Here is a 24754-nt window from a genome sequence, read left to right on the forward strand (position 1 = left end):
GGACTTCTAATAATCAACTTTACGGATTAAAACTGAGGAAGAGTTAAGCGATAATGATGTAACCGTTTAACCAGGCACAAACCATTATCACGGAGCGAAAAATGGCAACGCACTTTGCTAGAGGGATACTTACCCAGGGACATCTTGTCTCTACCAGGCTCTCCCCCGCCTGTCATGATGAAGCACGGATACTGCCGGAACATCGCCGCTCACGTTTTATCGCCTCAAGAGCCCTGCTCGCCGAACTGCTGTTTATGCTTTACGGCACCACTGAGCTACCGGATATCATCACCCTGCCGGAGGGGCGCCCTGTATTTGCCAACCCTGAACTGCCTCGTTTTTCCATCGCCTATACCGGGAATATTGTCGGTGTAGCGCTCACGACAGAGGGCGATTGTGGTCTGGATATGGAACTGCAGCGCGCTATTCGTGGCTTCCACGGCGGGCCGCATGCCCACGACACCTATCCGTTATCCAGCAATGAACTGCTGTGGGTGCGTAATCAAAACGATCCCAATGAAGCCAAGGCGCAGCTTATTACCCTGCGCCAAAGTATCCGTAAACTCTGCGGATGCGCCTCTGACGATGCCCGGCTGCTACAATTGCTTCCAGGTTCCGGACGACTTCGCGCCACCCAGGCAACGCTTGTAGAGGCCCTCAGCGACGCAGAAGATGTGCTGATCTGGTCTCTCGCCGTTACGCCCGCGATTGAGCGTTTGAATATCTGGGAATTTGACAGCAAGCATGGCTGGAATAGCCTGGCGGACGTTCCCGAGCGTGCCAACGAACCCGCCACGCGTCTGATGAGATTAACCAGTTTACCCGCAGAGAAAGCATTTACCCTTAGCTGACCCGTCCAGGGCCATCATGATGAAACAGGAGTAATCATGTCTGATACGTTGAAAGTTGTTACGTTACTGGGAAGCCTGCGCAAAGGTTCATTTAACGGGATGGTTGCCCGTACGCTGCCGAAACTGGCGCCAGAGGGGATGACGGTCGACGCCCTGCCGTCTATTGGGGATATCCCGCTGTACGATGCCGATGTGCAGCAAGAAGAGGGGTTCCCGCAAAGCGTTGAAGCGCTGGCTGAACAGATTCGCCAGGCAGATGGGGTGGTGATTGTGACCCCGGAATATAACTACTCGGTACCGGGTGGATTAAAAAATGCGATCGACTGGCTCTCTCGTCTGCCGGAACAGCCGCTGGCGGGTAAACCGGTGCTGATTCAGACCAGCTCCATGGGTGCCATCGGCGGCGCGCGCTGCCAGTACCATCTGCGTCAGATCCTGGTGTTCCTCGACGCGATGGTCATGAACAAACCGGAATTTATGGGCGGCGTGATTCAGAACAAGGTCGATCCACAAACAGGTGAAGTGATTGACCAGAGCACGCTGGACCATCTCTCAGGGCAGTTGACCGCGTTTGGTGATTACATCAAGCGGGTGAAGGCGTAAGCACAGCCTGATGTCCTCTCCCGCCGGGAGAGGACACAAACCAGCAAGCCCGTTTAGAAAAGGGCTTGCTGTTTATTTTGCATCGATAAAGACAATCTTCAGCACGAACAGCAGCGCTACCACGATCACACACGGGCTAATTTCACGGAAACGTCCGGTGCCCGCCTTCATCACGCAGTAAGAGATAAAGCCCAGCGCGATACCTTCGGTAATCGAGAAGCTGAACGGCATCATCACCGCGGTAATAAACGCCGGTACTGCTTCGGTAAGGTCGTCCCACTTCACGCGCGACAGGCTGGAGGTCATCAGTACGCCCACGTAAATCAGCGCACCTGCGGCCGCATACGGTGGCACCATCCCCGCCAGCGGCGAAAGGAAGATAACCAGCAGGAACAGCAGACCCACAACAACCGCTGTCAGGCCGGTACGACCGCCCACAGACACGCCTGAAGAGGACTCAATGTAAGCGGTAACAGAAGAGGTACCGATAAAAGAGCCGGTTACCGAGGAGACGCTATCCACGAACAGTGCCTGCTTCATGCGCGGGAATTTGCCTTTCTCATCTGCCAGGCCCGCTTTATCGGTCACGCCAATCAGGGTACCGGAGGAGTCGAACAGGTTCACCAGCATAAAGGAGAAGATCACGCCTGCCAGACCCAGATTGAGGGAGCCGGCCAGATCCACGTGACCGACCACGGTGCTGACGCTCGGCGGCGCAGAGATGATGCCGCTGTAGTGGACGTCGCCCAGCATCCAGCCCAGCAGCGTGGTTACGATGATCGACACCAGTACCGCAGCATGAATGTTACGGGACGCCAGAATAGCGATGATAAAGAAGCCCAGGATGCCCAGCAGCACGCTGTGGGAGGTCAGGTTACCGATGCTGACCAGGGTTTCCGGGTTCGCCACAATCACGCCAGCATTTTTCAGCCCCATCATCCCGATAAACAGACCGATACCGCTGGTGATGCCCACGCGCAGGCTCACCGGGATATTGGCAATCATCCAGTAACGTACGCGGAAAATGGTCAGCAGCAACAGACCGACTGCGCCCCAGAAAATCGCACCCATACCGACCTGCCATGGCAAGCCCATGGCCTGAACCACGACGAAGGCGAAGAATGCGTTCAGACCCATCGCCGGAGCCAGCGCAACCGGCAGGTTGGCGAACAGCCCCATTAAAATGCTGCCGAACGCGGCGATCAGACAGGTGGTAACGAAGACGGCGCTGGTATCCATGCCAGCCACGCCCAGAATTTGCGGGTTAACAAAAACGATATAGACCATTGTCAGGAAGGTGGTAAAACCCGCGATCACTTCGGTGCGCGCCGTTGTACCGTGCTCGCGCAGTTTAAACACGCGCTCAAGCAGACCCTTGCCAGATGCCTGGGTAGTATGTTGTTGACTCATCATCTATTTCCGAACAGGGAGGGAAAATCCGTCGCTATCCTATACCAAAATGCGACAATAGGGGTGTTTGTGGCGTACTTTTTTTCATTGATTTTGCTTATACGGCAACGATTGCGTGCCACAAACAATCAGTACGTAAACGTTAAACCTGTTAAAAAGGGAAAGGCATGTCTCAGATTGAAGCGGTATTTTTCGACTGCGACGGTACGCTGGTCGACAGTGAGGTCATTTGCGCCTGTGCGTATGTCGCCATGTTCCAGGAGTTTGGCATTACGCTCGATCTCGACGAGATTTTTAAACGCTTTAAAGGCGTTAAGCTCTACGAAATTATCGACATTATTAATACTGAGCACGGCGTTGATCTGGCGAAAGCCGATCTCGAACCGGTTTACCGCGCCGAGGTCGCACGCCTTTTCGATGCGGAACTTGAGGTGATCGCAGGCGCAAACGCCTTGCTGGAGGCGATGACCGTGCCAATGTGCGTGGTTTCTAACGGCCCGGTCAGCAAAATGCAGCATTCACTCGGTAAGCTAGAGATGCTGCACCACTTCCCGGAAAAACTGTTCAGCGGTTACGATATTCAGCGCTGGAAGCCCGATCCGGCCCTGATGTTTCACGCGGCAAAAGCGATGAATGTAAACGTGGAAAATTGCATTCTGGTGGATGACTCCTCCGCGGGCGCGCAATCGGGGATTGATGCGGGGATGGAGGTGTTTTACTTCTGTGCCGACCCGCATAACAAGCCGATCCACCATCCTAAGGTGACCACCTTTACCGATCTGGCAGAATTGCCCGGCCTGTGGAAAGCGCGCGGCTGGAATATTACCCGTTAAGATCAGCTCCGCCGCAGGCCGCGGCGGGGCTTTAGCGTTGCTCAGGCGTTGGACGAGAGCGCCGCGGCGGCGGCATTGTCTGCAATGACCGTCAGCGAGGGGTGAAGCTGCAACACCGATGCAGGCAGGCGCTCGCTCACTGGCCCTTCCAGCGCCCCTTTTAACGCCTGCGCCTTCGCTGCGCCATTGACGATAAGCAGTAAATTTCTCGCGGCCATAATGCTTTTTGGCCCCATCGTGACATAGCAATCCGGTACCAGCGAAAAATCGCCCCCCAGTTCACCATGAGCCACCATCGCGACCATCTCCCCTTCAATCGCCACTTTGGTGGTCATCTCATGGAAGTGGGTGGTCCCGGGGAGGTTCCCGCAAAAATGGCCGTCAGCCCCCAGCCCCATCACCACCAGATCAAGCCCCCCCTCTGCGGCCAGAGTGGCGTCGTGCTGCTGATAGTTTTCAACCGTCAGCGGGTGTATGCGGAATTCCTCTATCTGCGCCGGGGTAAAAAAGAGACGACGCAGATTGGTGATTGTCACGCCATCGCCTGTTTTGCCGCGAAAAGGGATCTCGTCGAAGTTGTAAAAATGGCTATTTATCCCCTGCTTGCTCTTCATCATCGGGATTAACAACTCATACATGCGTTTCGGGGTCTTCCCGGCGGTGATGGCCAGATTCACCCGGCCCGGTCTGGTCATATAGCTCAGGAGATGTTGCGCGGCTGCCTGGCTCATCTGTTCGTAATCGTCGGTCAATATAAGTTTCATGTGATCATCCTGATCCAAAAGTTATTTGAATACTGTCTGCACGAATTGCGCGTAGGCCGGGCGCCAGACATCCATTTCATGGTTAAGCCCCGGATACTCATGGTATTCAAAACGGATATTCCGCTTTTCCAGCTCGGCCTTCAGCCCGGCGATATCCTTCCCGGTCACGTCATCCTTGCTGCCCACCGCCAGGGTAAAATTATGTAGCTGTTGATTAATCGAGGTCGGGTCATCCAGGCGTGCGCTAACGCCTGCATCAGGCACCGTGGTGGTGGTCACGCCACTAAAAGATGCAAGCCAGCCGAAACTTTCGGGGTGGTTAAGGGCAGAGACGAGCGCCTGGTATCCTCCCTGGGAGAGCCCGGCGAGCGCGCGCCCTTCGGCATCGTTTCGTACATGAAAGCGCTTACTGATTAATGGAATGATGTCGGTCATCAGCTCCTGGTCAGCGGCTTTAGCATTCAGGGGGTAGAACACTTTCCGCCGTTCAGCGGGCACAAAGGTTTCAGGAACGATGCCCTCTGCGTCCGTTTCGGTATCCGGTACCACCACCAGCATCGGTTTAATTGCCCCTTTCGCTAACAAATTGTCCATGATCTGCGCGATACGCCCCTGGTCGACCGCGGAACGTACCGTATCGCCAAACCCGTGATAAAAATAGAGCACCGGTAGCGGATCACCCTGTCCGCTGTAGCCTGGCGGCGTCCAGACAAAGAGCTGCCGTTCTGATTTCAACGCATCCGAGTGGTAGGTCAGCGTTATCAGATCACCATGCGGTACCGGATTGGTATCCAGCATGCTACCAGGCACCAGCACCATGCTGGTGTTAACCTGGCGCTGCGGCTTGGTCATCGCCGTGCCGGTATCGATACTGCGCACGCCGTCAACGTTGAAAAAATACTCATACAAATTGGGCTCCATCACCGGCCCGCGCCAGCTCCATAAACCGGTACTGTCTTTGGTCATGGGGTGGATGCTCTCTGGCGTAGGTATGCCCACCACCACAGAGACGCTTTTTGCCTGTGGTGCAAAATAGCGAAAGGTAATGGAATTATCCGCATTCACCTGCGTAACAAACCGGTTCACGGGCTGCGCGGGATCCGGCATCGCAGGTAGCGGCATCGCGTAAAGTTGCTGAGCGAAGCAAACTGAAAGCGTAATGATGGATAAAGCGGTCTTCATTTTGTTCATCAGTTTCATCCTTGTTAAGTAGCCTGTTACCACCAGATTTCAGCCTGCGCACCGAGCGCAAACTGGTCCTGTTTTTGGTCTTCGAAAGTGAAGTGATCTAAATCGGTCTCATCCGCTTTAATGTAGGTGCCGTAAAAACGGATTTCGGGACGGGAGGTCAACATGCTGGTGTTGACTTTAAAGGTGTGGAACAGCGTGGTTTTATAACCCGACTCGTAATAGTTCTTGCCGCTCAGATCGGTATTTTTCTGTCTGAAGTAACCGAGCTCTACGCCGGTCTGGTTGAAGTTATCCCAGATCCAGGCCGGACGGACAACGGCACGTATCGAATCAAAATCGCTGTGGGCACCCGTTTCATAGCTGTAGACGTCGTTGCCGAAGGAGTAGACCAGCGCATTGGCGACAATCACCTTATCGCCGAGATACATCTCTCCCTGTGAGGCCAGACGGACAGCTGTCCCGTTAGTATGGTCACCATAGTAACGGCCATTATTTGTGGTGAACGGGCTGGAGCCCGCATAACGTGAAAAACTGCTGGCTATGGAGTTATTCGCAACCAGCAGCGAAAACTCATTAAAGCCGCCGTCAGAGAGTTTCTGCGTGAGGGTACTGCCCACCATCCAGGTGTCTTTCCAGCGGTAATAGCCATTATTATCCTGATTACTTTTCTCGCTGGCGCTCTGATTACCCGCCACATAGCGCCCGCTGAGCATCAGCGTGGCGTCATCCCACAGAGGGAGCTCTTTATAGCGAAGATCGACGGTATTGGTATTGATTTGCTGTTTGTTATTCAGATCGCGGTCGTAGTCATCCACATCTTCACGCACCAGCGCAATATCCACCTTGCCGGGGCCCACTTTCCAGTTTTCCAGCCCCACCCCTGCGGCAGCATCCGTACGCTGTGTTTTCCAGTCCAGCATCTGGATTTCGATTTTCGGTGCGCCATGTTTACCCACCCAGAAGTCGGCTTCCGGCGCAAATGGCAGGAAACCCTGCGTGGTGACGTACATGTCGGAGAACTGTAAATAGTTTTCGCCACCCGCATTGTCACCAAACCAGCCGGTGGAGTACTGCTGACTGACGTTGCCATCCAGCATAACGATCGCATCGACACGTTTGTTGCCCTCATGCCAGACACGCTGTTTCAGCTGTAAATCAAACCAGCCGGTATATTCATTACCCAGTCGCCCGAGAGAGCCAATGGCCCAGGATTTGGGCGAGCCGTGAGACGCACTGCCCCAGCCGGAACGGAAATAGCCGTTATAGCTAAAGCCAATCTCATCTTTAACAAACTTACTGAAATCCTTCATTGTGATAGCAGATACATCTTTGCTCTCATTTTTCACCAGCACGGTGGCCGGCTTTTTCGCCGGTTTATCGGCGACCTGAACGGGGACGGCCTGATTTTTGTAATGCTGTAATTCGGCCTGCGTCTCCTTTAACGCTTTTTCAAGCATCTCCAGGCGTTGTTCGACCGTCAATGAGCCCGCCCAGCTCGCACCCGGCAGTATCATGACAAGCGCAGAGGCTATGATATTTCTCCTGAACATAATGAATTCCTTTTTCAAATGAATTAAGCGACGGCGGATGCCTTATCCGCGAAATAGCAAAAGAGCAAAGAGGCAATAAAAGCCGCGGCGAGAGCGAGGGCTGAACCCAACAAACAAGCCCAGACGCTATAATCCACCCCGCCGGGGGGAAGAATTTGCATAAAGGTGAAGATGCCTGGCATCCCAAAAGACCAGGCTTTGGTTTGCGCGAGGCCGACCAACAGCCCTCCGCAGGCGCCACTGATACAGGCGATATAAAAGGGATATTTGCGCGGTAAATTAACGCCATAAACGGCCGGTTCGGTGATACCAAAGAGCCCGGTGATTGCAGCCGATCCGGCAACCACTCTCTTTTGCGGGTCGCGTTCAAAGCAGAACATGGCCAGCGCAGCGCCAACCTGCGCCAGAATGGCAGGCACCAGCAAAGGCAGGAGCGAGTCATATCCCAGCACCGTGAAGTTATTAATGCATAACGGCACCAGCCCCCAGTGCAGGCCAAACATGACAAACACTTGCCATAATCCGCCCATAACGATGCCAGCAACCCCCGGAGCAAAGCCGTAGAGCGCCAAATAACCCTGTGCAATGCCTTTACTTATCCAGGTGGCGAGTGGCCCAATAACCAGAAAGGCCAGAGGGGTCGTCACCATCAGACAAAGAAGCGGCGTGACGAAATTTTTCATTGATGAAGGGAGCCAGTTATTAAGGCGTTTCTCTACGACGCCACAAAACCAGGCAGAGAAGATTATCGGGATGACGGAAGCGCTATAATTGATAAACGTAACGGGTAAACCCATAAATTCATGTGGCGTAGCCGCACTTCCCAGAGACTGAATGATGGTGGGATGTATTAATGCGCCACCAATGGCCATCGAGACAAAAGGATTACCGCCAAATTGTTTACCGGCCGTATAGCCCAGAATAACCGGGAAAAAGTAGAACAGGGCATCGCTGGCGCTGAACAGAATGCGATAAGTCCCGCTCTGCTCTGTTAACACATCAAAGACCACCCCGGCTGCCAGGGCCCCTTTCAGTATGCCGGTTGCCGCCATCACGCCTATTAACGGGGTAAAAATACTGGATACCGTATAAATAAAACGATTAATAAGGTTGCCCGTCGCCGTGTCCATACTGGCAGGTGCTTTCTCCCCGATAAGGGCATTGATAGCGTTATAAACATCATGAACATGATTGCCAATCACGACCTGAAACTGACCGGCGCTTTCAACGACCATGATGATACCCGGCGTATTTTTTAAGATCTCAGGCGTAGCTTTATCTCTCTCTTTTAATCTGAAACGCAGGCGGGTTGCACAATGAAGCAAGCTCAGAATATTTTCTTTGCCCCCTACGCCTGTGACAATTTTTTCGGCTAATTCCATTTGTTCATCCTTTAACCGCCGCCGGGAAATAAAAAAAACCTGAAAAAGGCACCTCTATGCAGAGAGGACCTCTTTCAGGTTTTGCCCGTACGTTGACGGTAACAATCCAGTTATCAATGTTTAAGGTATTAACTAAAAATAGCGTCTGATGACACAACTGCGCCGCTCTTTTTTATTCCAGAGCAAAAATAAAAACAATTCAGTGGAGGATAAAATGTGACTAACGCCTAATTAATTCGCGCACCGGCAAAAAATACATCAGGTGTTATTTATATGGGGAATGGATTCTATAAAAATATAACGCCAGCTTTGCTGGCGTTAATAATATTACTCTTTCGGATCTTTACCCGCCAGCATCTTATCCAGCTCATCTCCGCCTACGTGACGGAAGTCCTGCCCCTTCACGAAGTAGAAGATGTATTCACAGATGTTCTGACAACGGTCGCCGATACGCTCAATAGAGCGAGCACAGAACAGCGCGGTCAGAACGCTGGGAATGGTGCGGGAGTCTTCCATCATGTAGGTCATCAGCTGACGCACAATGCCCTCATACTCCTGGTCGACTTTCTTATCTTCGCGGTAGATACGTACTGCTTCGTCCAGATCCATACGTGCAAAGGCGTCCAGCACGTCGTGCAGCATCTGCACGGTGTGGCGGCCCAGCGACTCCAGGCTCACCAGCAGCGGCTGATGCTGCTGGGAGAACTTCTCCAGCGCGGTGCGGCAGATTTTATCCGCCACGTCGCCAATACGTTCCAGCTCGGCAATAGTTTTGATGATCGCCATCACCAGACGCAGGTCGCTCGCCGTTGGCTGACGCTTGGCAATAATGCGCACGCAGGCCTCGTCGATGGCCACTTCCATCATGTTGACGTTCTGATCGCCAGCAATAACGCGCTTCGCCAGCTCGCTGTCCTGGTTGTGCATCGCCGTGATGGCATCGGTCAGCTGCTGTTCCACCATACCGCCCATGGTCATCACCTGGGTGCGGATGCTTTCCAGCTCTGCGTTGAACTGGCCGGAAATATGTTTATTAAGATTGAGGTTGTCCATGGTTCACTCCAAATCAACCGTAGCGGCCAGTAATATAATCTTCAGTTTGTTTCTTCGCGGGGCGGGTGAACAGCGCGTCCGTATCGCTGAACTCAATCAACTCGCCCAGGTACATAAACGCCGTATGGTCGGAACAACGCGCAGCCTGCTGCATGTTGTGGGTCACGATCACCACGGTGTAATCCTGCTTCAACTCGGTGATCAGCTCTTCAATGCGCCCGGTTGAAATAGGGTCCAGCGCCGAGCACGGCTCGTCCAGCAGCAATACATCCGGGCGAATAGCGATACCGCGGGCGATGCACAGACGCTGCTGCTGACCACCGGAGAGAGAGTACCCGCTCTGGTGCAACTTATCTTTGGTTTCGTTCCACAATGCGGCCTTGGTCAAGGCCCACTGCACACGCTCGTCCATATCGGCACGGGAGAGTTTCTCAAACAGACGCACGCCAAAGGCGATGTTGTCATAAATCGACATCGGGAACGGGGTCGGCTTCTGGAATACCATGCCCACTTTCGCGCGCAGCAGGGCGATATCCTGGGCATGCGTCAGGATGTTTTCGCCGTCCAGGATGATTTCGCCTTCAGCGCGCTGCTCTGGGTAGAGCGAATACATCTTGTTAAAGGTACGCAGCAACGTGGATTTCCCACAGCCAGACGGACCGATGAATGCCGTAACCTGGTTCTTGGCGATATCCAGGTTGATATTCTTCAGTGCATGGAATTTACCGTAGTAGAAGTTCAAATCACGAACCTGAATCTTACCCGGGGCAGTATCAACCATACTCATTGACTCTTTTCCTCATTCGGCGCCGCGATGTGCCGCGCCGTAAAAAATTAACCGTGTTTCTTCTTCGCGAAAATGACGCGCGCCAGAATGTTCAGCAACAGTACGCAAAGCGTGATGATCAGCACCCCGGCCCAGGCCAGCTGCTGCCATTCTACGAATGGGCTCATCGCAAATTTAAAGATCGTCACCGGCAGGTTGGCGATCGGCTGCATCATGTCCGTGCTCCAGAACTGGTTGGAGAGAGACGTAAACAGCAGCGGGGCGGTTTCACCGGCGATACGGGCAACGGCCAGCAGGATACCGGTCATGATCCCGGAGACAGACGCTTTCAACGTAATCGCGGAGATCATTTTCCACTTTGGCGTTCCCAGCGCGTAAGCCGCTTCACGCAGGCTGTCCGGCACCAGTTTCAACATATTCTCGGTAGTTCGAATGACGATAGGCACCTGAAGCAGCGCCAGCGCAATCACGCCAGCCCAGCCGGAGAAGTGCTCCATCTGTGCCACCACCACGGTATAAACAAACAGACCGACGACGATAGAGGGCGCAGACAGCAGGATGTCATTGATGAAGCGAATGACTTCAGCCAGCCAGGATTTACGGCCGTACTCCGCCAGATAAATCCCCGCCATGATGCCCAGCGGCGTACCAAAGACCGTCGCCCAGAGGATCAGCAGGCCACTGCCCGCCAGGGCGTTTGCCAGCCCCCCGCCCGCCGTATTCGGCGGCGGCGTCATCTCGGTGAATAGCGCCAGCGACATTCCATCGATACCGCGTACCACGGTGGAGAAAAGAATCCAGACCAGCCAGAACAGACCGAATGCCATCGTCCCCATGGAGAGCGTCAGCGCAATGCGGTTCTTCGTGCGGCGTCTGGCCTGCATTTTGCGGCGGGATTCCGCCAGCTCAGCGGTGTTTTGCATTTCGAGAGTCGCCATTAGCGTGCCCCCTCATTTTTAGCGAGACGCATAATCATCAGCTTAGAAATCGCCAGAACAATGAAGGTGATAACAAACAGAATCAGACCCAGTTCCATCAGCGCCGCAACGTGCAGCCCCGATTCCGCTTCGGCGAATTCGTTCGCCAGCGCAGAAGTAATGCTGTTACCCGGCATATAAAGTGAGACGCTATCGAGCTGGTAGGTGTTACCAATGATAAAGGTCACCGCCATGGTTTCGCCCAGCGCACGCCCCAGGCCCAACATGATGCCCCCGATCACCCCATTTTTGGTGAACGGAAGAACGATGCGCCAGATAACTTCCCAGGTGGTACAGCCGATCCCGTAGGCCGACTCTTTCATCATCACCGGGGTTTGTTCGAAGACATCGCGCATAACCGCCGCAATGTACGGAATAATCATGATGGCGAGGATCACGCCTGCAGCCAGAATACCGATACCGAACGCCGGGCCTGAGAACAGCGCGCCCACAAACGGAATGGCAGAGAGCACATTCCCAACCGGCTCCTGGAAGTATGTGGCGAACAGCGGCGCAAAGATAAACAGGCCCCACATGCCGTATACGATACTCGGAATGGCCGCCAGCAGTTCAATGGCGATACCAAGCGGACGTCGCAGCCAGCCTGGTGCCAGCTCCGTCAGGAACAGGGCGATACCAAAACTCACCGGAACCGCAATCAGCAGGGCAATGAGCGAGGTCACCAGGGTACCGTAAATGGGTACCAGCGCACCAAAGACTTCGTTTGGCGCATCCCACTCTTTGGTCCACAGGAAGGAGAAACCGAATTTCTGAATGCTCGGCCAGGAGGAGAAAATCAGAGACACGATAATGCCGCCCAGCAGCAATAGCACAATCAGCGCAGCCAGTTTTACTAGCGCGCTGAAGATCATGTCGCCTTTTTTTCCCGGAGGATTAAAAGCAGGCTTGGTTGCAGCCATAAATTACTCTTCTGTTAACGTCGTTTCACGAAAGGTGGCGGGCGCTTGCGCCCCCGCCATCTTCGTCAAAAATATCCTGTTAGTACAGCGCTTTACCGCTGCTATCTTTCACGTTAGTTTTCCATGCAGCACGAATCTGCTCAACCACGCTGTCCGGCAGGCTGGCGTAATCCAGGTCATTAGCCTGTTTGCCGCCGTTTTTGTATGCCCAGTCGAAGAACTTCAGCACTTCTGTGCCTTGTTCAGGTTTCTTCTGATCTTTATGAACCAGGATGAAGGTCGTGGAGGTGATTGGCCAGGCTTCGTCACCTTTCTGGTTTGTCAGATCCTGTGCGAAGGATTTGCTCCAGTCAGCGCCTTTTGCTGCGTTAGCAAAGGTCTCTTCGGTCGGGCTCACCGGTTTGCCGTCAGCAGAAACCAGCTTGGTGTAAGCCAGGTTGTTCTGCTTCGCGTAAGCGTACTCTACGTAGCCGATTGAGCCTGGCAGACGCTGTACGAACGCGGCGATACCGTCGTTACCTTTACCGCCCAGACCGGTCGGCCAGTTCACGGTAGAGCCAGAACCTACTTTGGATTTCCACTCTTCGTTCACTTTCGCCAGGTAGCTGGTGAAGACGAAGGAGGTACCGGAACCGTCAGCACGACGAACCACAGCGATGTTCTGCGAAGGCAGCTTCACGCCTGGGTTCAGTTTAGTGATGGCTTCGTCATCCCATTTTTTGATTTTGCCGAGGTAGATATCACCCAGCGTTTTACCATCCAGCACCAGCTCGCCAGACTTCAGGCCCGGGATATTCACGGCCAGCACAACACCGCCGATAACGGTCGGGAACTGGAACAGACCTTCCTGGTTCAGTTTCTCATCAGACAGCGGAGCGTCTGATGCGCCGAAATCAACGGTATTCGCGGTAATTTGTTTAACGCCACCGGAGGAGCCGATACCCTGGTAGTTCACCTTGTTACCAGTCTCTTTCTGGTAAGTATCAGCCCATTTGGCATACACCGGCGCAGGGAAGGTTGCACCAGCACCAGTCAGGCTTGCCTCTGCGAACACAGAGAACGCGCTCATCGATAAGGTCGCGGCGACAACAGTTGCGACAGTGGTACGCATAACTTTCATAATGTCTCCTGCAAGATTTTGGTAAATCGTTGTTTAGTGGCTACGAGGAGCAAAATAGGACAAACAGGTGACAGATAAATGTCCGAATTATGACAGTTTTATTACAGTGAAAATTTCACTTTAATCTAAAACAGATAACTCTTTATTATCAGTAATTTGACGGGTTTTTTGACAGTAAGATTGCAGAAAAATTTTCTTTCTATGACACTCAAAAAATAGCTGAAGATGACAGGTTGTCATCATCACAAGAAGAAAAAAACGGGGAGAAAAGCTCCACCCGAAGGTGGAGCCTGGAGGTATTACTCGACAGTAACCGACTTCGCCAGGTTACGTGGCTGGTCAACGTCGGTGCCTTTAATCAGCGCGACGTGATAAGACAGAAGCTGCAGCGGCACGGTGTAGAAGATAGGTGCAATGACCTCTTCCACATGCGGCATCTCAATGATGTGCATGTTGTCGTTACTCACAAAACCGGCATCCTGATCGGCGAAGACATACAGCTGGCCACCACGGGCGCGCACTTCTTCGATGTTGGACTTCAGTTTTTCCAGCAGTTCATTGTTAGGTGCGACAACGATAACCGGCATATCAGCATCAATCAGCGCCAGCGGACCGTGTTTCAGCTCGCCTGCTGCGTAGGCTTCTGCGTGGATGTAGGAGATCTCTTTCAGCTTCAATGCACCTTCCAGCGCAATGGGATACTGATCGCCACGCCCCAGGAACAGTGCGTGATGTTTGTCGGAGAAATCTTCAGCCAGCGCTTCGATACGCTTGTCCTGCGACAGCATCTGCTCGATACGGCTCGGCAACGCCTGCAGACCGTGAACGATGTCGTGCTCAACAGAAGCATCCTGGCCTTTCAGACGCGCCAGTTTCGCCACCAGCATCAGCAGAACGGTCAGTTGGGTGGTAAAGGCCTTGGTAGAGGCCACGCCGATTTCGGTGCCCGCTTTGGTCATCAGCGCCAGATCGGATTCACGCACCAGGGACGAGCCCGGAACGTTGCAGATTGCCAGCGAACCGAGATAGCCCAGCTCTTTCGACAGGCGCAGCGCCGCGAGTGTATCGGCGGTCTCACCGGACTGAGACAGGGTGATCATCAGGCTGTTTTTGCGTACGGCCGATTTGCGATAGCGGAATTCGGAAGCGATCTCCACATCACAAGGCACACCGGCCAGCGATTCGAACCAGTAGCGAGAAACCATACCGGAGTTGTAAGAGGTCCCGCAGGCCACGATCTGGATATGCTCAACTTTCGCCAGCATCTCATTGGCATTGGCTCCCAGTTCGCTCAGATCCACTTCACCGTGGCTGATACGCCCGGTCAGAGTGTTTTTAATGGCGTTTGGCTGCTCGTAGATCTCTTTCTGCATGTAGTGACGATACGCGCCCTTGTCGCCCGCGTCATACTGCAGGTTAGATTCGATCTCAGCACGTTTAACCTGTACGCCTTTAGTATCGAATACGGTCACGCTACGGCGTGTCACTTCCGCGATGTCACCCTCTTCGAGGAAGATAAAGCGACGTGTCACCGGCAACAGGGCCAGCTGGTCGGAAGCAATGAAGTTTTCACCCATGCCCAGGCCGATAACCATCGGGCTGCCGGAGCGAGCCGCCAGCAGCGTGGACGGATCGCGGGAATCCATGATCACCGTGCCGTAAGCGCCACGCAGTTGAGGAATAGCCCGCAGTACCGCTTCACGCAGCGTACCGCCCTGTGCCAGTTCCCAATGTACCAGGTGGGCAATGACTTCGGTGTCAGTTTCAGAGACGAAGGTATAACCGCGCGCTTTCAGCTCTTCACGCAGCGGTTCGTGGTTTTCTATGATGCCGTTATGCACCACCACGATATGTTCAGAGACATGCGGGTGCGCATTGCCTTCAGAGGGCTCGCCGTGGGTCGCCCAACGGGTGTGAGCAATGCCTGTGCCGCCATGCAGCGGATGTTCTTCCGCGGCCTGTGCCAGCATTTGTACTTTACCGAGGCGGCGCAGACGGGTCATGTGACCTTCTGCATCGACCACCGCCAGACCGGCAGAGTCGTAACCACGGTATTCCAGACGACGTAATCCTTCGAGAAGGATTTCAGCAATATCACGCTGCGCGACTGCGCCAACAATTCCACACATAGTTAAATTTCCTGATTATGGCGTTATGCCATGCGTTGTCGCTGACCTGTTGTTGCCCGTTTTACGGGCGCCCCGAGCCTTGTAGAGAGTGGGGTTATTGTTATAGGTACTGCTATTGGGGGGGATATATATTTATCTCCTCACCCGACACACCGCATCGAATCATCCCTCTCCCCTGAGGAGAGAGGGTTAAAATGCGGAGTAATTACTTTTTCTTCACCGGGCGTTTCCAGCCCTTTTTGTGCACCTGTGGCACGCGGCTTAATACCAGTTCGTCATCCGCTACATCGCGGGTTACCGTGGTACCGGCGGCAATGGTCACGCCTTTGCCAATGGTCACCGGCGCGACCAGCTGTGAATCCGAGCCTACAAATACGTCGTCGCCGATGATGGTTTTGAATTTATTGGCGCCATCGTAGTTACAGGTGATGGTGCCCGCGCCGATATTGACGTTATCGCCAATTTCCGCATCGCCCAGATAGGTCAAATGGCCCGCCTTGGAGCCTTTGCCCAGGCGCGCCTTTTTCATTTCAACGAAGTTACCCACGTGGGCACCTTCCAGCAGCTCCGCACCAGGGCGCAGACGTGCAAACGGCCCGATGGTGCAGGCAGCGGCCAGGTTGGCATCTTCCACCACGCTGTACGGGCTGATTTCACAGTCGTCGCCGATCACGCTGTTTTTGATCACGCAGCCTGCGCCGATCTTAACGCGATGGCCGAGAGTGACCTTCCCTTCCAGAATAACGTTAGTATCAATTTCAACGTCGCGCCCGTGGTTCAGTTCACCACGCAGATCGAAACGCGAAGGGTCACGCAGCATAACGCCTGCGAGCAGCAGCTTTTCAGCCTGCTCAGCCTGATAAACGCGTTCCAGGCGGGAGAGTTGCAGGCGGTTGTTCACGCCCTCCACTTCACTTAAACGATCCGGGTGGACGGCGGCGATTTCGCGGCCTTCCTGATGCGCCAGCGCAATGATATCGGTGATGTAGAACTCACCCTGGGCGTTATTATTGTTCAGCTTCGATAGCCAGCGCTTCATATCCGCGCCGTTGGCAATCAGGATACCGGTATTGATTTCCTGAATTTTACGCTGCGCTTCTGTGGCATCTTTATGTTCAACAATACCGGTGACAGTGTCGTTTTCTCGGGTGATGCGGCCGTAGCCAGTTGGATCATCAAGCTTAACGGTAAGGAGGCCAATGCCGCCCTGCGGTTTAGCATCACGCAGGCGGGTAAGAGTCTCAACGGAAATCAGCGGCACGTCGCCGTAAAGCATCAGGATATCTTCGTCGTCAGCAAAGAACGGCGCAGCCTGCTGCATCGCATGGCCGGTTCCCAGCTGCTCTGCCTGCAGCACCCAGTTCAGTTTGTCGTCACTGAGGGTCTGTTTCAGCATATCGGCGCCGTGACCGTAAACAAGATGAACCTGGTCGGCACCCATTTCGTTAGCGGCATCAATGACATGCTGCACCATCGCTTTCCCTGCAAGGGTATGCAGCACCTTCGGAAGATCGGAATACATGCGGGTGCCTTTACCAGCGGCAAGGATGACCACGCTCATCGCATTGTTCAACATACACGTCCTGACTGTAATTTGAGTGAGAAGTAAAACCCTTTGACGTTGAAAATTCTACATATTTTGCGCCAAAAAATGGAGCGGCGGTAAAACGCACAACATCAGTCAATACGGGCTATTTGAAGATACTTTTCAGGGCAGAGTAAATCACTTTTCGTCCGGAAAATAGCGTCATTGCTGGAACTCTCTTGTTCACACAACAGGTTAGCTATTTTTTCGCCGCAAAAATAAAGATCAGTCAAAAACAAAACATCGTTTTAATTATCCAATAATGTGACAAAGAAAAAAGAAACGGTGTTTCATCCTGATGATAATGGCGCTCAATTATCACTCAGGAGAATAAAAATGAATTATAAATTACCTCTGGCCTTAATGATCTGCAGCGCCTGTGCTGTTAACGCGGCGGAGCAGCCGCAGGTCTGGCGAGCAATTGCGTTCGGCCAGTCCACAGACGTCAATTTCTCCTCGAATGTTTTGCCGGAAAAGGTGGGCGTTAATGATGTCACTATCGATGGTAAAATTCTCGAGCCGGAGGATGCTGCTGATCTGTCTAAACCCGTTGTGATTGAGAGCCGGGGCGGCAAAATTGCCAATTCCCATGATGGACTCACCTTTTTCTACACTGAGCTTCCCACCAGCGAAAACTTTACTCTGCAGGCGACGGTGAGAGTTGATCAATTTGGGCCGGAGAATGGCGCAAAACCCGCCGCGCAGGAGGGTGCTGGCCTGCTGGTGCGTGATGTTATTGGTGTGCCCCGCCAGCAACCGCTGAAAGAGGGCTATGAAGAATTTCCAGCCGCCTCGAACCTGGTCATGAATGCCATTATGACGCAGGATAAAAAAGATCATCATCGGATAAAGCTTCAGGCAATCACCCGCGAGGGGATCTCGCAGCCCTGGGGAAATGCCGGTGCGGCCATTGTGAAACAGAGCTATAAAGAGGAGGTCGATCTCAACCAGACGCCAGAGTTTCGCCTGAAGCTACAACGTACTAACGACGGCTTTATCACCGCCTGGTCACCTGTCGGTAGCGACGAATGGGTGAGTAAAAGTGTTCCGCGCGCAGACCTGATCTCGGTACAGAATCAGGACCACTATTACGTCGGCTTTTTTGCCTCGCGTAATGCCAAAATTACCGTATCCAATGCCTCGCTGACCACTTCCGCTGCGCATAGCGTCGCCAGTAAGCCCTGGCAGGCCAAAGCGCAGCCGGTAGTCGTGCAGATCCTTTCGGCCAGCAAAAGCGTACAAGAGCCCTATCAGGTGCAGGCCCGAGCCAACTATGACGGTGCTTTTACCCTGCGCCAGAACGAAGTGGTGATCGGTAACGAAAAACCGGTTAAAGCCGGAGAGATGTACTCCGCGCCAGCGACTCTAAAAGAGAATAACCTATTCAGCCTCACCTTCACCCCCACCCGCGGCGAAGCCGTAGAGCAGCGCTTCTCCGTTGAGAAGGTCACCGGCATCGAGGCTTCACATCTCTATGTCGCACCGGAGGGCAAAGCTGACGGGAAAGGGACGCTTGCCTCGCCAATGGATTTCGCCACCGCCATCAGCCTGCTCGCCCCTGGCGGCAAGATTACGCTTGCCGCGGGTGACTACCCCCGTAGTGAAATTCCACTCTCCGCCAGCGGCAGCGCTGGGCAGGTGAAGGCGCTCGAGGCGGAGGGTAAAGCCGTTCTGCACGGGCTGCTTGTAGACGCCAGCTACTGGCATATCAAAGGGATTGATGTTACCGCTAAAAGCCTGCGCATACAGGGTAGCCACAACCTGATTGAAGGGGTCACGGCATACCGTAACGACGACACCGGCATTCAAATCTCTTCCCCGGAAAAGATTGGCCGTCCGCTTTGGGCCAGCTATAACCGGGTCGTCAACGCGGAATCTTTTGCCAATGAAGATCCTGGCAAAATCAATGCTGATGGCTTTGCCGTGAAAATGCGGGTCGGAGAGGGGAACCGCCTGGAAAACTGCTATTCCCACGACAATATCGACGACGGCTTTGACCTGTTTAATAAAATCGAAGACGGTGCTAATGGCGTTGTGGTGATCGAGAATTCAATTGCCCGCAATAACACCAGCAATGGCTTTAAGCTCGGCGGGGAAGGGCAGCCGGTGGCACACGAGATTCGTAACAGTAAAGCGGAAGGGAATCATCTGGATGGATTTACCGATAACTTTAACCCGGGCCAGTTAGTGGTAGAGAATAACCTGGCCGTTGATAACCACCGATTCAACTTTATCTTCCGCCCAAGTCCTTACGGCGATGCGTCAACACAGGGAGTATTCAAAGGTAACAAGTCAGTGCGCACACAGCCGGGGCAGTATGACGATGCAGTGGTGGGTAATATCGATGAGACGAACTACTTTATTGAGAAAGGAAAAAGCGTGAACAGCGTGGGTGAGGCGCTGCCAGATGGCGCATCGCTTATCACACAACGGTAAGCGCAGCGCCACTCGGCATTCAGCAGATTAGTGGTTGAACGTACCGAAAGAGACGTTCATGTTGCTGAAGAGAGCGATGATTTTGTTGATCAGTTTCATGATGGCATCCTGAATTATTGAGGTTTATTTTGTGACACACTTCACAAAAAAGGAGTCTACGCCTCATTTTTTAACCGATCAACATTTTTGTGATGTAAATCACAAAATAATAAAACGACATTTCAGTTTCATTTTTACCGAAACGAAACCATAAAAAAAAGCCAGCCTGGATTCCAGACTGGCTTTTCACTTTTCAAGCCGGTGTTACATCGCTTTTTTGGTCAACTCGATAACACGCAGTTTCGCGATCGCTTTGGCCAGCTCCGCAGATGCCTGTGCGTAATCCACGTCACCATGAGAGCTCTTAATGTGCTCTTCCGCTTTACGTTTCGATTCCAGAGCTCGCGCTTCGTCGAGATCCTGGCCACGAATAGCGGTATCAGCCAGAACGGTCACGCTACCAGGCTGCACTTCAAGAATGCCGCCGGACAGATAGATAAACTCTTCATGACCGAACTGTTTAACGATGCGGATCATACCAGGCTTAATGGCGGTGAGCAGCGGTGCGTGACCCGGGAAAATACCCAGTTCACCTTCACTGCCCGTTACCTGGATTTTCTCGACCAGACCAGAGAACATTTGTTGCTCTGCGCTGACGACGTCCAGGTGGTAAGTCATTGCCATATCACCCTCCGATTAAGGCGTTAAAGTTTTTTGGCTTTTTCCACGGCTTCGTCGATGGAACCAACCATGTAGAACGCCTGCTCCGGCAGGTGATCGTATTCGCCTTCCATGATGCCTTTAAAGCCACGGATGGTATCTTTCAGCGGAACGTATTTACCCGGAGAACCGGTGAATACTTCTGCTACGAAGAACGGCTGGGACAGGAAGCGCTGGATCTTACGCGCACGTGCTACCACCAGTTTGTCTTCTTCAGACAGTTCATCCATACCGAGGATGGCGATGATGTCTTTCAGTTCCTGGTAACGCTGCAGCAGGGACTGTACGCCACGCGCGGTGTCGTAGTGTTCCTGGCCAACAACCAGTGGATCCAATTGACGGCTAGTGGAGTCCAGCGGGTCAACGGCCGGGTAGATACCCAGAGACGCGATCTGACGGCTCAGTACCACGGTTGCATCTAAGTGCGCAAAGGTGGTGGCTGGGGATGGGTCAGTCAAGTCATCCGCTGGTACGTATACCGCCTGAACGGAGGTGATAGAACCGGTTTTGGTAGAGGTGATACGTTCCTGCAGAACACCCATCTCTTCCGCCAGGGTTGGCTGGTAGCCTACCGCTGATGGCATACGACCCAGCAGTGCAGATACTTCAGTACCGGCCAGGGTGTAACGGTAGATGTTGTCTACGAACAGCAGAACGTCACGACCTTCGTCACGGAACTTCTCAGCCATGGTCAGGCCGGTCAGCGCAACGCGCAGACGGTTTCCTGGTGGCTCGTTCATCTGGCCATAAACCAGGGATACTTTGTCCAGAACGTTGGAGTCGGTCATTTCGTGGTAGAAGTCGTTACCCTCACGAGTACGCTCACCTACACCCGCAAACACGGAGTAACCGGAGTGTTCGATCGCGATGTTACGGATCAGCTCCATCATGTTTACGGTTTTACCTACACCCGCACCACCGAACAGACCAACTTTACCGCCCTTCGCAAACGGACACATCAGGTCGATAACTTTGATACCGGTTTCCAGCAGTTCCTGAGAGCTGGACAGCTCTTCGTAGGAAGGTGCTGCGCGGTGGATAGCCCAACGCTCTTCTTCACCGATGTCGCCTTTCATGTCGATTGGTTGACCCAATACGTTCATGATACGACCCAGTGTAGCTTTACCTACCGGGACTTCGATCGGGTGCTCAAGGTCTTTCACTTCCAGACCACGACGCAGACCGTCAGAAGAACCCATGGCGATGGTACGTACGATACCGCCGCCGAGCTGCTGCTGAACTTCCAGCACCAGGCTCTCGTTACCATTCTGAACCTCAAGAGCATCGTACACGCGCGGTACGGCATCCTGAGGGAATTCGACGTCAACTACGGCGCCGATTACCTGGACAATTTTTCCAGTAGCCATCTTGAATCCTCTACGAATTAACCTGGTTATACCGCGGATGCACCACCGACGATCTCGGTGAGTTCCTGAGTAATGCTGGCCTGACGAGCTTTGTTGTAAACCAACTGCAGCTCTTTAATCAGGCTGCCGCCATTGTCGGTAGCGGCTTTCATCGCCACCATACGTGCGGCCTGCTCGCTGGCCAGGTTTTCTACCACGCCCTGATAAACCTGTGATTCAACGTAACGACGCAGCAGGGTATCCAGCAGCGGTTTCGGATCCGGTTCGTACAGGTAATCCCAGGCTTTTTGTTTCAACTCGTCATCTTCTGATGCCGGCAAAGGCAGCAGCTGCGTGAGGGTTGGAACCTGAGACATGGTGTTAATAAATTTGTTATTTACGATGTACAGTCTGTCCAGACGGCCTTCATCGTAGGCCTGCAGCATCACTTTTACCGGACCGATCAGTTCGGACAGGGACGGGTTATCACCCATACCGGTCACCTGAGCGACAATATTGCCACCCACGGAATTAAAGAAAGACACACCTTTGGAGCCGATCATCGCGATATCGCTCTGAACGCCTTTTTCGGTCCATGCTTTCATATCCGCCAGCAGTTTTTTGAACAGGTTGATGTTCAAGCCACCACACAAACCACGGTCGGTAGACACCACCAGGTAGCCCACGCGCTTAACGTCGCGTTCTTCCAGGTAAGGGTGCTTATATTCCAGATTCCCGTTTGCAAGGTGACCAATCACTTTGCGCATGGTATCTGCATAAGGACGGCTGGCCGCCATGCGATCCTGCGATTTACGCATTTTGGAAGCGGCGACCATCTCCATCGCTTTAGTGATCTTCTGCGTGTTCTGGACGCTTGCGATCTTACTACGTATCTCTTTTGCGCCGGCCATGAGCTTCTCCTCAATGCCTTGCGGTCTGCCCTAAGACAGACCGCCAGACGTTACCAGGACTGGGTTGCTTTGAAGGAATCGAGCAGGCTTTTCAGCTTGCCTTCGATTTCGTCGTTATAGCCACCGGACTGGTTGATCTCTTGCATCAGCGGAGCGTGGTCACGGTCAGCGAAAGCCAGCAGAGCGGCTTCGAAGCTACCGATTTTCGCCAGTTCTACATCCGCCAGATAACCACGTTCTGCTGCGAACAGTACCAGGCCCTGCTGTGCAACTGACATCGGGGCATACTGTTTCTGTTTCAGCAGTTCGGTCACTTTCTGACCGTGGTCAAGCTGTTTACGGGTTGCATCGTCAAGGTCAGATGCAAACTGGGAGAACGCTGCAAGTTCACGATACTGTGCCAGCGCGGTACGGATACCACCGGACAGTTTCTTGATGATCTTGGTCTGAGCTGCACCACCTACACGGGATACGGAGATACCCGGGTTAACTGCCGGACGAATACCGGAGTTAAACAGGTTGGTTTCCAGGAAGATCTGACCATCGGTAATGGAAATTACGTTGGTCGGAACGAACGCAGAAACGTCACCCGCCTGGGTTTCGATAATCGGCAGAGCGGTCAGGGAGCCGGTTTGACCTTTCACTTCACCTTTAGTGAAGTTCTCAACGTATTCCGCGTTAACGCGGGATGCGCGCTCCAGCAGACGGGAGTGGAGGTAAAACACGTCGCCCGGGAATGCTTCACGTCCTGGTGGACGACGGAGCAGCAGGGAAACCTGACGGTAAGCAACAGCCTGTTTAGACAGGTCATCGTATACGATCAGCGCATCTTCACCGCGGTCACGGAAATATTCGCCCATTGCGCAACCGGCATATGGTGCCAGGTACTGCAGTGCTGCGGATTCAGACGCGGTTGCAACAACAACGATGGTGTTAGCCAGCGCACCGTGCTCTTCCAGCTTACGCACCACGTTAGAGATGGTGGAAGCTTTCTGGCCGATAGCGACGTACACACATTTGATGCCGGAATCGCGCTGGTTGATGATGGCGTCGATAGCCATCGCGGTTTTACCGGTCTGACGGTCACCGATGATCAGTTCACGCTGACCACGACCGATTGGGATCATGGCATCAACGGATTTGTAACCCGTCTGAACAGGCTGATCAACAGACTGACGATCGATAACGCCCGGAGCGATAACTTCGATTGGCGAGAAGCCATCGTTATCAACCGGACCTTTACCGTCGATTGGCGCACCCAGGGTGTTTACAACGCGACCCAGCATGCCACGGCCAACCGGCACTTCCAGAATACGGCCAGTACACTTAACCTTCATGCCTTCGGCGAGGTCAGCGTATGGACCCATCACAACTGCACCTACGGAGTCGCGCTCCAGGTTCAGTGCGATTGCGTAACGGTTACCCGGCAGGGAAATCATCTCACCCTGCATACAATCGGCCAGGCCGTGAATGCGGATAACACCGTCACTTACAGAAACAATAGTACCTTCGTTATGAGCTTCGCTCACAACATTGAACTGAGCAATGCGCTGCTTGATCAGTTCGCTGATTTCGGTGGAATTCAGTTGCATGCTCCAGTCCCCTTAAGACTGCAAGACGTCTGCAAGGCGCTCAAGACGGCCGCGTACGCTACCATCAATGACCATATCACCCGCACGGATGATTACGCCTGCCATTACAGACTTATCGATTTTGCAATTCAGCTTAACTTTGCGTGACAGACGTTTTTCCATCGCGGCAGTGATTTTCGCAAGCTGTTCTTCACTCAGTTCGTTCGCCGAGGTGACTTCAACTTCGGCGGTGGCTTCACTGAGGGCACGTAAGTGCACAAACTGCTCGAGAACATCCGGGAGCACACGCAGACGACCGTTTTCAGCCATAACCTTAATCAGGTTCTGGCCATTGTCATCCAGCTGCTCACCACAGACGGCGATGAACGACGCGGCGAGGGTTTCTGGTGCCATAGCCCCGGAAAGCATCTCTGCCATTTGTTCGTTTTTCGTTACCTCGGCGGCAAACGCCAGCATGTTCTGCCAGCGATCGACATTTTGGTGTTCGACAGCAAAGTCAAAAGCTGCTTTGGCGTAGGGGCGAGCTACCGTAACAAATTCAGACATCAGCCCCTC

At 53.4% G+C, this 24754-nt stretch carries 20 protein-coding genes and 1 pseudogene; 4 read left to right on the plus strand and 17 right to left on the minus strand.

The window, feature by feature from the left end; translation table 11 throughout:
- Positions 1 to 101: 101 nt before the first annotated feature.
- Together B2Q93_RS09245 and B2Q93_RS09250 are read left to right on the plus strand one after the other, a co-directional pair.
- A complete protein-coding gene (locus tag B2Q93_RS09245; protein WP_046886357.1) occupies positions 102 to 851 on the plus strand; it encodes a 4'-phosphopantetheinyl transferase family protein in 750 nt (249 codons plus the stop codon).
- A 36-nt stretch (positions 852 to 887) separates the two neighbouring features.
- Entirely contained in the window at positions 888 to 1454 is a 567-nt protein-coding gene (locus B2Q93_RS09250; RefSeq protein WP_040077725.1) for an NADPH-dependent FMN reductase, read from the plus strand.
- A gap of 72 nt (positions 1455 to 1526) precedes the next feature.
- Here B2Q93_RS09250 and adeP read toward each other — a convergent pair whose 3' ends face one another.
- Positions 1527 to 2864: an adenine permease AdeP gene (gene adeP / locus B2Q93_RS09255; RefSeq protein ID WP_154298909.1), complete on the minus strand. Its 1338-nt coding sequence runs from the start codon at positions 2862 to 2864 to the stop codon at positions 1527 to 1529.
- Between the two features lie 167 nt (positions 2865 to 3031).
- Here adeP and yieH point away from each other — a divergent pair, with 167 nt between their 5' ends.
- Positions 3032 to 3697, plus strand: coding sequence for a 6-phosphogluconate phosphatase (gene yieH / locus B2Q93_RS09260; protein ID WP_286932647.1), 666 nt, complete (start codon positions 3032 to 3034; stop codon positions 3695 to 3697).
- Positions 3698 to 3738: 41 nt separating this feature from the next.
- Here yieH and B2Q93_RS09265 read toward each other — a convergent pair whose 3' ends face one another.
- The 11 genes and pseudogenes from B2Q93_RS09265 to glmU form a co-directional block, all read right to left on the minus strand.
- On the minus strand, positions 3739 to 4461 hold the full coding sequence (locus B2Q93_RS09265; protein WP_286932649.1) for a glucosamine-6-phosphate deaminase: 723 nt from the start codon (positions 4459 to 4461) through the stop codon (positions 3739 to 3741).
- A gap of 21 nt (positions 4462 to 4482) precedes the next feature.
- Positions 4483 to 5652, minus strand: a complete 1170-nt coding sequence (locus tag B2Q93_RS09270; RefSeq protein WP_207292677.1) for an alpha/beta hydrolase — start codon at positions 5650 to 5652, stop codon at positions 4483 to 4485.
- 26 nt (positions 5653 to 5678) lie between these two features.
- Positions 5679 to 7202: a carbohydrate porin gene (locus tag B2Q93_RS09275; RefSeq protein ID WP_286932650.1), complete on the minus strand. Its 1524-nt coding sequence runs from the start codon at positions 7200 to 7202 to the stop codon at positions 5679 to 5681.
- A gap of 41 nt (positions 7203 to 7243) precedes the next feature.
- A pseudogene (locus tag B2Q93_RS09280) lies at positions 7244 to 8584 on the minus strand (PTS transporter subunit EIIC); the annotation flags it as partial.
- A gap of 327 nt (positions 8585 to 8911) precedes the next feature.
- The gene (phoU, locus tag B2Q93_RS09285) at positions 8912 to 9637 is read right to left on the minus strand and encodes a phosphate signaling complex protein PhoU (RefSeq protein ID WP_040077717.1); all 726 of its coding nucleotides are present in this window, start codon (positions 9635 to 9637) and stop codon (positions 8912 to 8914) included.
- A gap of 13 nt (positions 9638 to 9650) precedes the next feature.
- On the minus strand, positions 9651 to 10424 hold the full coding sequence (gene pstB / locus B2Q93_RS09290) for a phosphate ABC transporter ATP-binding protein PstB (RefSeq protein WP_040077716.1): 774 nt from the start codon (positions 10422 to 10424) through the stop codon (positions 9651 to 9653).
- A gap of 47 nt (positions 10425 to 10471) precedes the next feature.
- On the minus strand, positions 10472 to 11362 hold the full coding sequence (gene pstA, locus B2Q93_RS09295) for a phosphate ABC transporter permease PstA (protein ID WP_040077715.1): 891 nt from the start codon (positions 11360 to 11362) through the stop codon (positions 10472 to 10474).
- Entirely contained in the window at positions 11362 to 12321 is a 960-nt protein-coding gene (gene pstC / locus B2Q93_RS09300) for a phosphate ABC transporter permease PstC (RefSeq protein ID WP_040077714.1), read from the minus strand. The genes pstA and pstC overlap by 1 nt, the downstream gene beginning before the upstream one ends.
- A 79-nt stretch (positions 12322 to 12400) precedes the next feature.
- Positions 12401 to 13441: a phosphate ABC transporter substrate-binding protein PstS gene (gene pstS / locus B2Q93_RS09305; RefSeq protein ID WP_040077712.1), complete on the minus strand. Its 1041-nt coding sequence runs from the start codon at positions 13439 to 13441 to the stop codon at positions 12401 to 12403.
- 299 nt (positions 13442 to 13740) lie between these two features.
- A complete protein-coding gene (glmS, locus tag B2Q93_RS09310) occupies positions 13741 to 15570 on the minus strand; it encodes a glutamine--fructose-6-phosphate transaminase (isomerizing) (RefSeq protein ID WP_286776536.1) in 1830 nt (609 codons plus the stop codon).
- Between the two features lie 205 nt (positions 15571 to 15775).
- Positions 15776 to 17146 carry a bifunctional UDP-N-acetylglucosamine diphosphorylase/glucosamine-1-phosphate N-acetyltransferase GlmU gene (glmU, locus tag B2Q93_RS09315; protein WP_286932651.1) on the minus strand — a complete coding sequence of 457 codons (1371 nt, stop codon included), beginning with the start codon at positions 17144 to 17146 and terminating at the stop codon, positions 15776 to 15778.
- Between the two features lie 345 nt (positions 17147 to 17491).
- Here glmU and B2Q93_RS09320 point away from each other — a divergent pair, with 345 nt between their 5' ends.
- Positions 17492 to 19591 carry a right-handed parallel beta-helix repeat-containing protein gene (locus B2Q93_RS09320; protein WP_286932652.1) on the plus strand — a complete coding sequence of 700 codons (2100 nt, stop codon included), beginning with the start codon at positions 17492 to 17494 and terminating at the stop codon, positions 19589 to 19591.
- 303 nt (positions 19592 to 19894) lie between these two features.
- Here the strand turns inward: B2Q93_RS09320 and B2Q93_RS09325 are convergent, their stop codons facing one another.
- The 5 genes from B2Q93_RS09325 to atpH are packed head-to-tail and all read right to left on the minus strand — an operon-like array spanning position 19895 to position 24745.
- The gene (locus tag B2Q93_RS09325) at positions 19895 to 20314 is read right to left on the minus strand and encodes a F0F1 ATP synthase subunit epsilon (RefSeq protein ID WP_040077708.1); all 420 of its coding nucleotides are present in this window, start codon (positions 20312 to 20314) and stop codon (positions 19895 to 19897) included.
- Between the two features lie 20 nt (positions 20315 to 20334).
- Positions 20335 to 21717 carry a F0F1 ATP synthase subunit beta gene (atpD, locus tag B2Q93_RS09330; RefSeq protein ID WP_040077707.1) on the minus strand — a complete coding sequence of 461 codons (1383 nt, stop codon included), beginning with the start codon at positions 21715 to 21717 and terminating at the stop codon, positions 20335 to 20337.
- A 26-nt stretch (positions 21718 to 21743) separates the two neighbouring features.
- The gene (atpG, locus tag B2Q93_RS09335) at positions 21744 to 22607 is read right to left on the minus strand and encodes a F0F1 ATP synthase subunit gamma (RefSeq protein WP_040077706.1); all 864 of its coding nucleotides are present in this window, start codon (positions 22605 to 22607) and stop codon (positions 21744 to 21746) included.
- A 50-nt stretch (positions 22608 to 22657) separates the two neighbouring features.
- A complete protein-coding gene (gene atpA / locus B2Q93_RS09340; protein WP_040077705.1) occupies positions 22658 to 24199 on the minus strand; it encodes a F0F1 ATP synthase subunit alpha in 1542 nt (513 codons plus the stop codon).
- A 12-nt stretch (positions 24200 to 24211) separates the two neighbouring features.
- Entirely contained in the window at positions 24212 to 24745 is a 534-nt protein-coding gene (gene atpH, locus B2Q93_RS09345; protein WP_040077704.1) for a F0F1 ATP synthase subunit delta, read from the minus strand.
- Between the last annotated feature and the right edge of the window lie 9 nt (positions 24746 to 24754).

It is taken from the genome of Leclercia sp. UBA5958 (assembly GCF_002430365.1).
GTDB classification, from domain to species: Bacteria; Pseudomonadota; Gammaproteobacteria; order Enterobacterales; family Enterobacteriaceae; genus Enterobacter; species Enterobacter pneumoniae.

Coding starts and splice junctions, on each gene's coding strand:
- B2Q93_RS09320 (WP_286932652.1), top strand. CDS start 17,492: ATGAATTATAAATTACCTCTGGCCTTAATGATCTGCAGCGCCTGTGCT.
- pstS (WP_040077712.1), bottom strand. CDS start 13,441: ATGAAAGTTATGCGTACCACTGTCGCAACTGTTGTCGCCGCGACCTTA.
- B2Q93_RS09270 (WP_207292677.1), bottom strand. CDS start 5,652: ATGAACAAAATGAAGACCGCTTTATCCATCATTACGCTTTCAGTTTGC.
- pstA (WP_040077715.1), bottom strand. CDS start 11,362: ATGGCGACTCTCGAAATGCAAAACACCGCTGAGCTGGCGGAATCCCGC.
- atpA (WP_040077705.1), bottom strand. CDS start 24,199: ATGCAACTGAATTCCACCGAAATCAGCGAACTGATCAAGCAGCGCATT.
- B2Q93_RS09250 (WP_040077725.1), top strand. CDS start 888: ATGTCTGATACGTTGAAAGTTGTTACGTTACTGGGAAGCCTGCGCAAA.
- B2Q93_RS09325 (WP_040077708.1), bottom strand. CDS start 20,314: ATGGCAATGACTTACCACCTGGACGTCGTCAGCGCAGAGCAACAAATG.
- B2Q93_RS09265 (WP_286932649.1), bottom strand. CDS start 4,461: ATGAAACTTATATTGACCGACGATTACGAACAGATGAGCCAGGCAGCC.
- glmU (WP_286932651.1), bottom strand. CDS start 17,146: ATGTTGAACAATGCGATGAGCGTGGTCATCCTTGCCGCTGGTAAAGGC.
- pstB (WP_040077716.1), bottom strand. CDS start 10,424: ATGAGTATGGTTGATACTGCCCCGGGTAAGATTCAGGTTCGTGATTTG.
- B2Q93_RS09245 (WP_046886357.1), top strand. CDS start 102: ATGGCAACGCACTTTGCTAGAGGGATACTTACCCAGGGACATCTTGTC.
- atpD (WP_040077707.1), bottom strand. CDS start 21,717: ATGGCTACTGGAAAAATTGTCCAGGTAATCGGCGCCGTAGTTGACGTC.
- B2Q93_RS09275 (WP_286932650.1), bottom strand. CDS start 7,202: ATGTTCAGGAGAAATATCATAGCCTCTGCGCTTGTCATGATACTGCCG.
- adeP (WP_154298909.1), bottom strand. CDS start 2,864: ATGAGTCAACAACATACTACCCAGGCATCTGGCAAGGGTCTGCTTGAG.
- atpG (WP_040077706.1), bottom strand. CDS start 22,607: ATGGCCGGCGCAAAAGAGATACGTAGTAAGATCGCAAGCGTCCAGAAC.
- pstC (WP_040077714.1), bottom strand. CDS start 12,321: ATGGCTGCAACCAAGCCTGCTTTTAATCCTCCGGGAAAAAAAGGCGAC.
- glmS (WP_286776536.1), bottom strand. CDS start 15,570: ATGTGTGGAATTGTTGGCGCAGTCGCGCAGCGTGATATTGCTGAAATC.
- atpH (WP_040077704.1), bottom strand. CDS start 24,745: ATGTCTGAATTTGTTACGGTAGCTCGCCCCTACGCCAAAGCAGCTTTT.
- phoU (WP_040077717.1), bottom strand. CDS start 9,637: ATGGACAACCTCAATCTTAATAAACATATTTCCGGCCAGTTCAACGCA.
- yieH (WP_286932647.1), top strand. CDS start 3,032: ATGTCTCAGATTGAAGCGGTATTTTTCGACTGCGACGGTACGCTGGTC.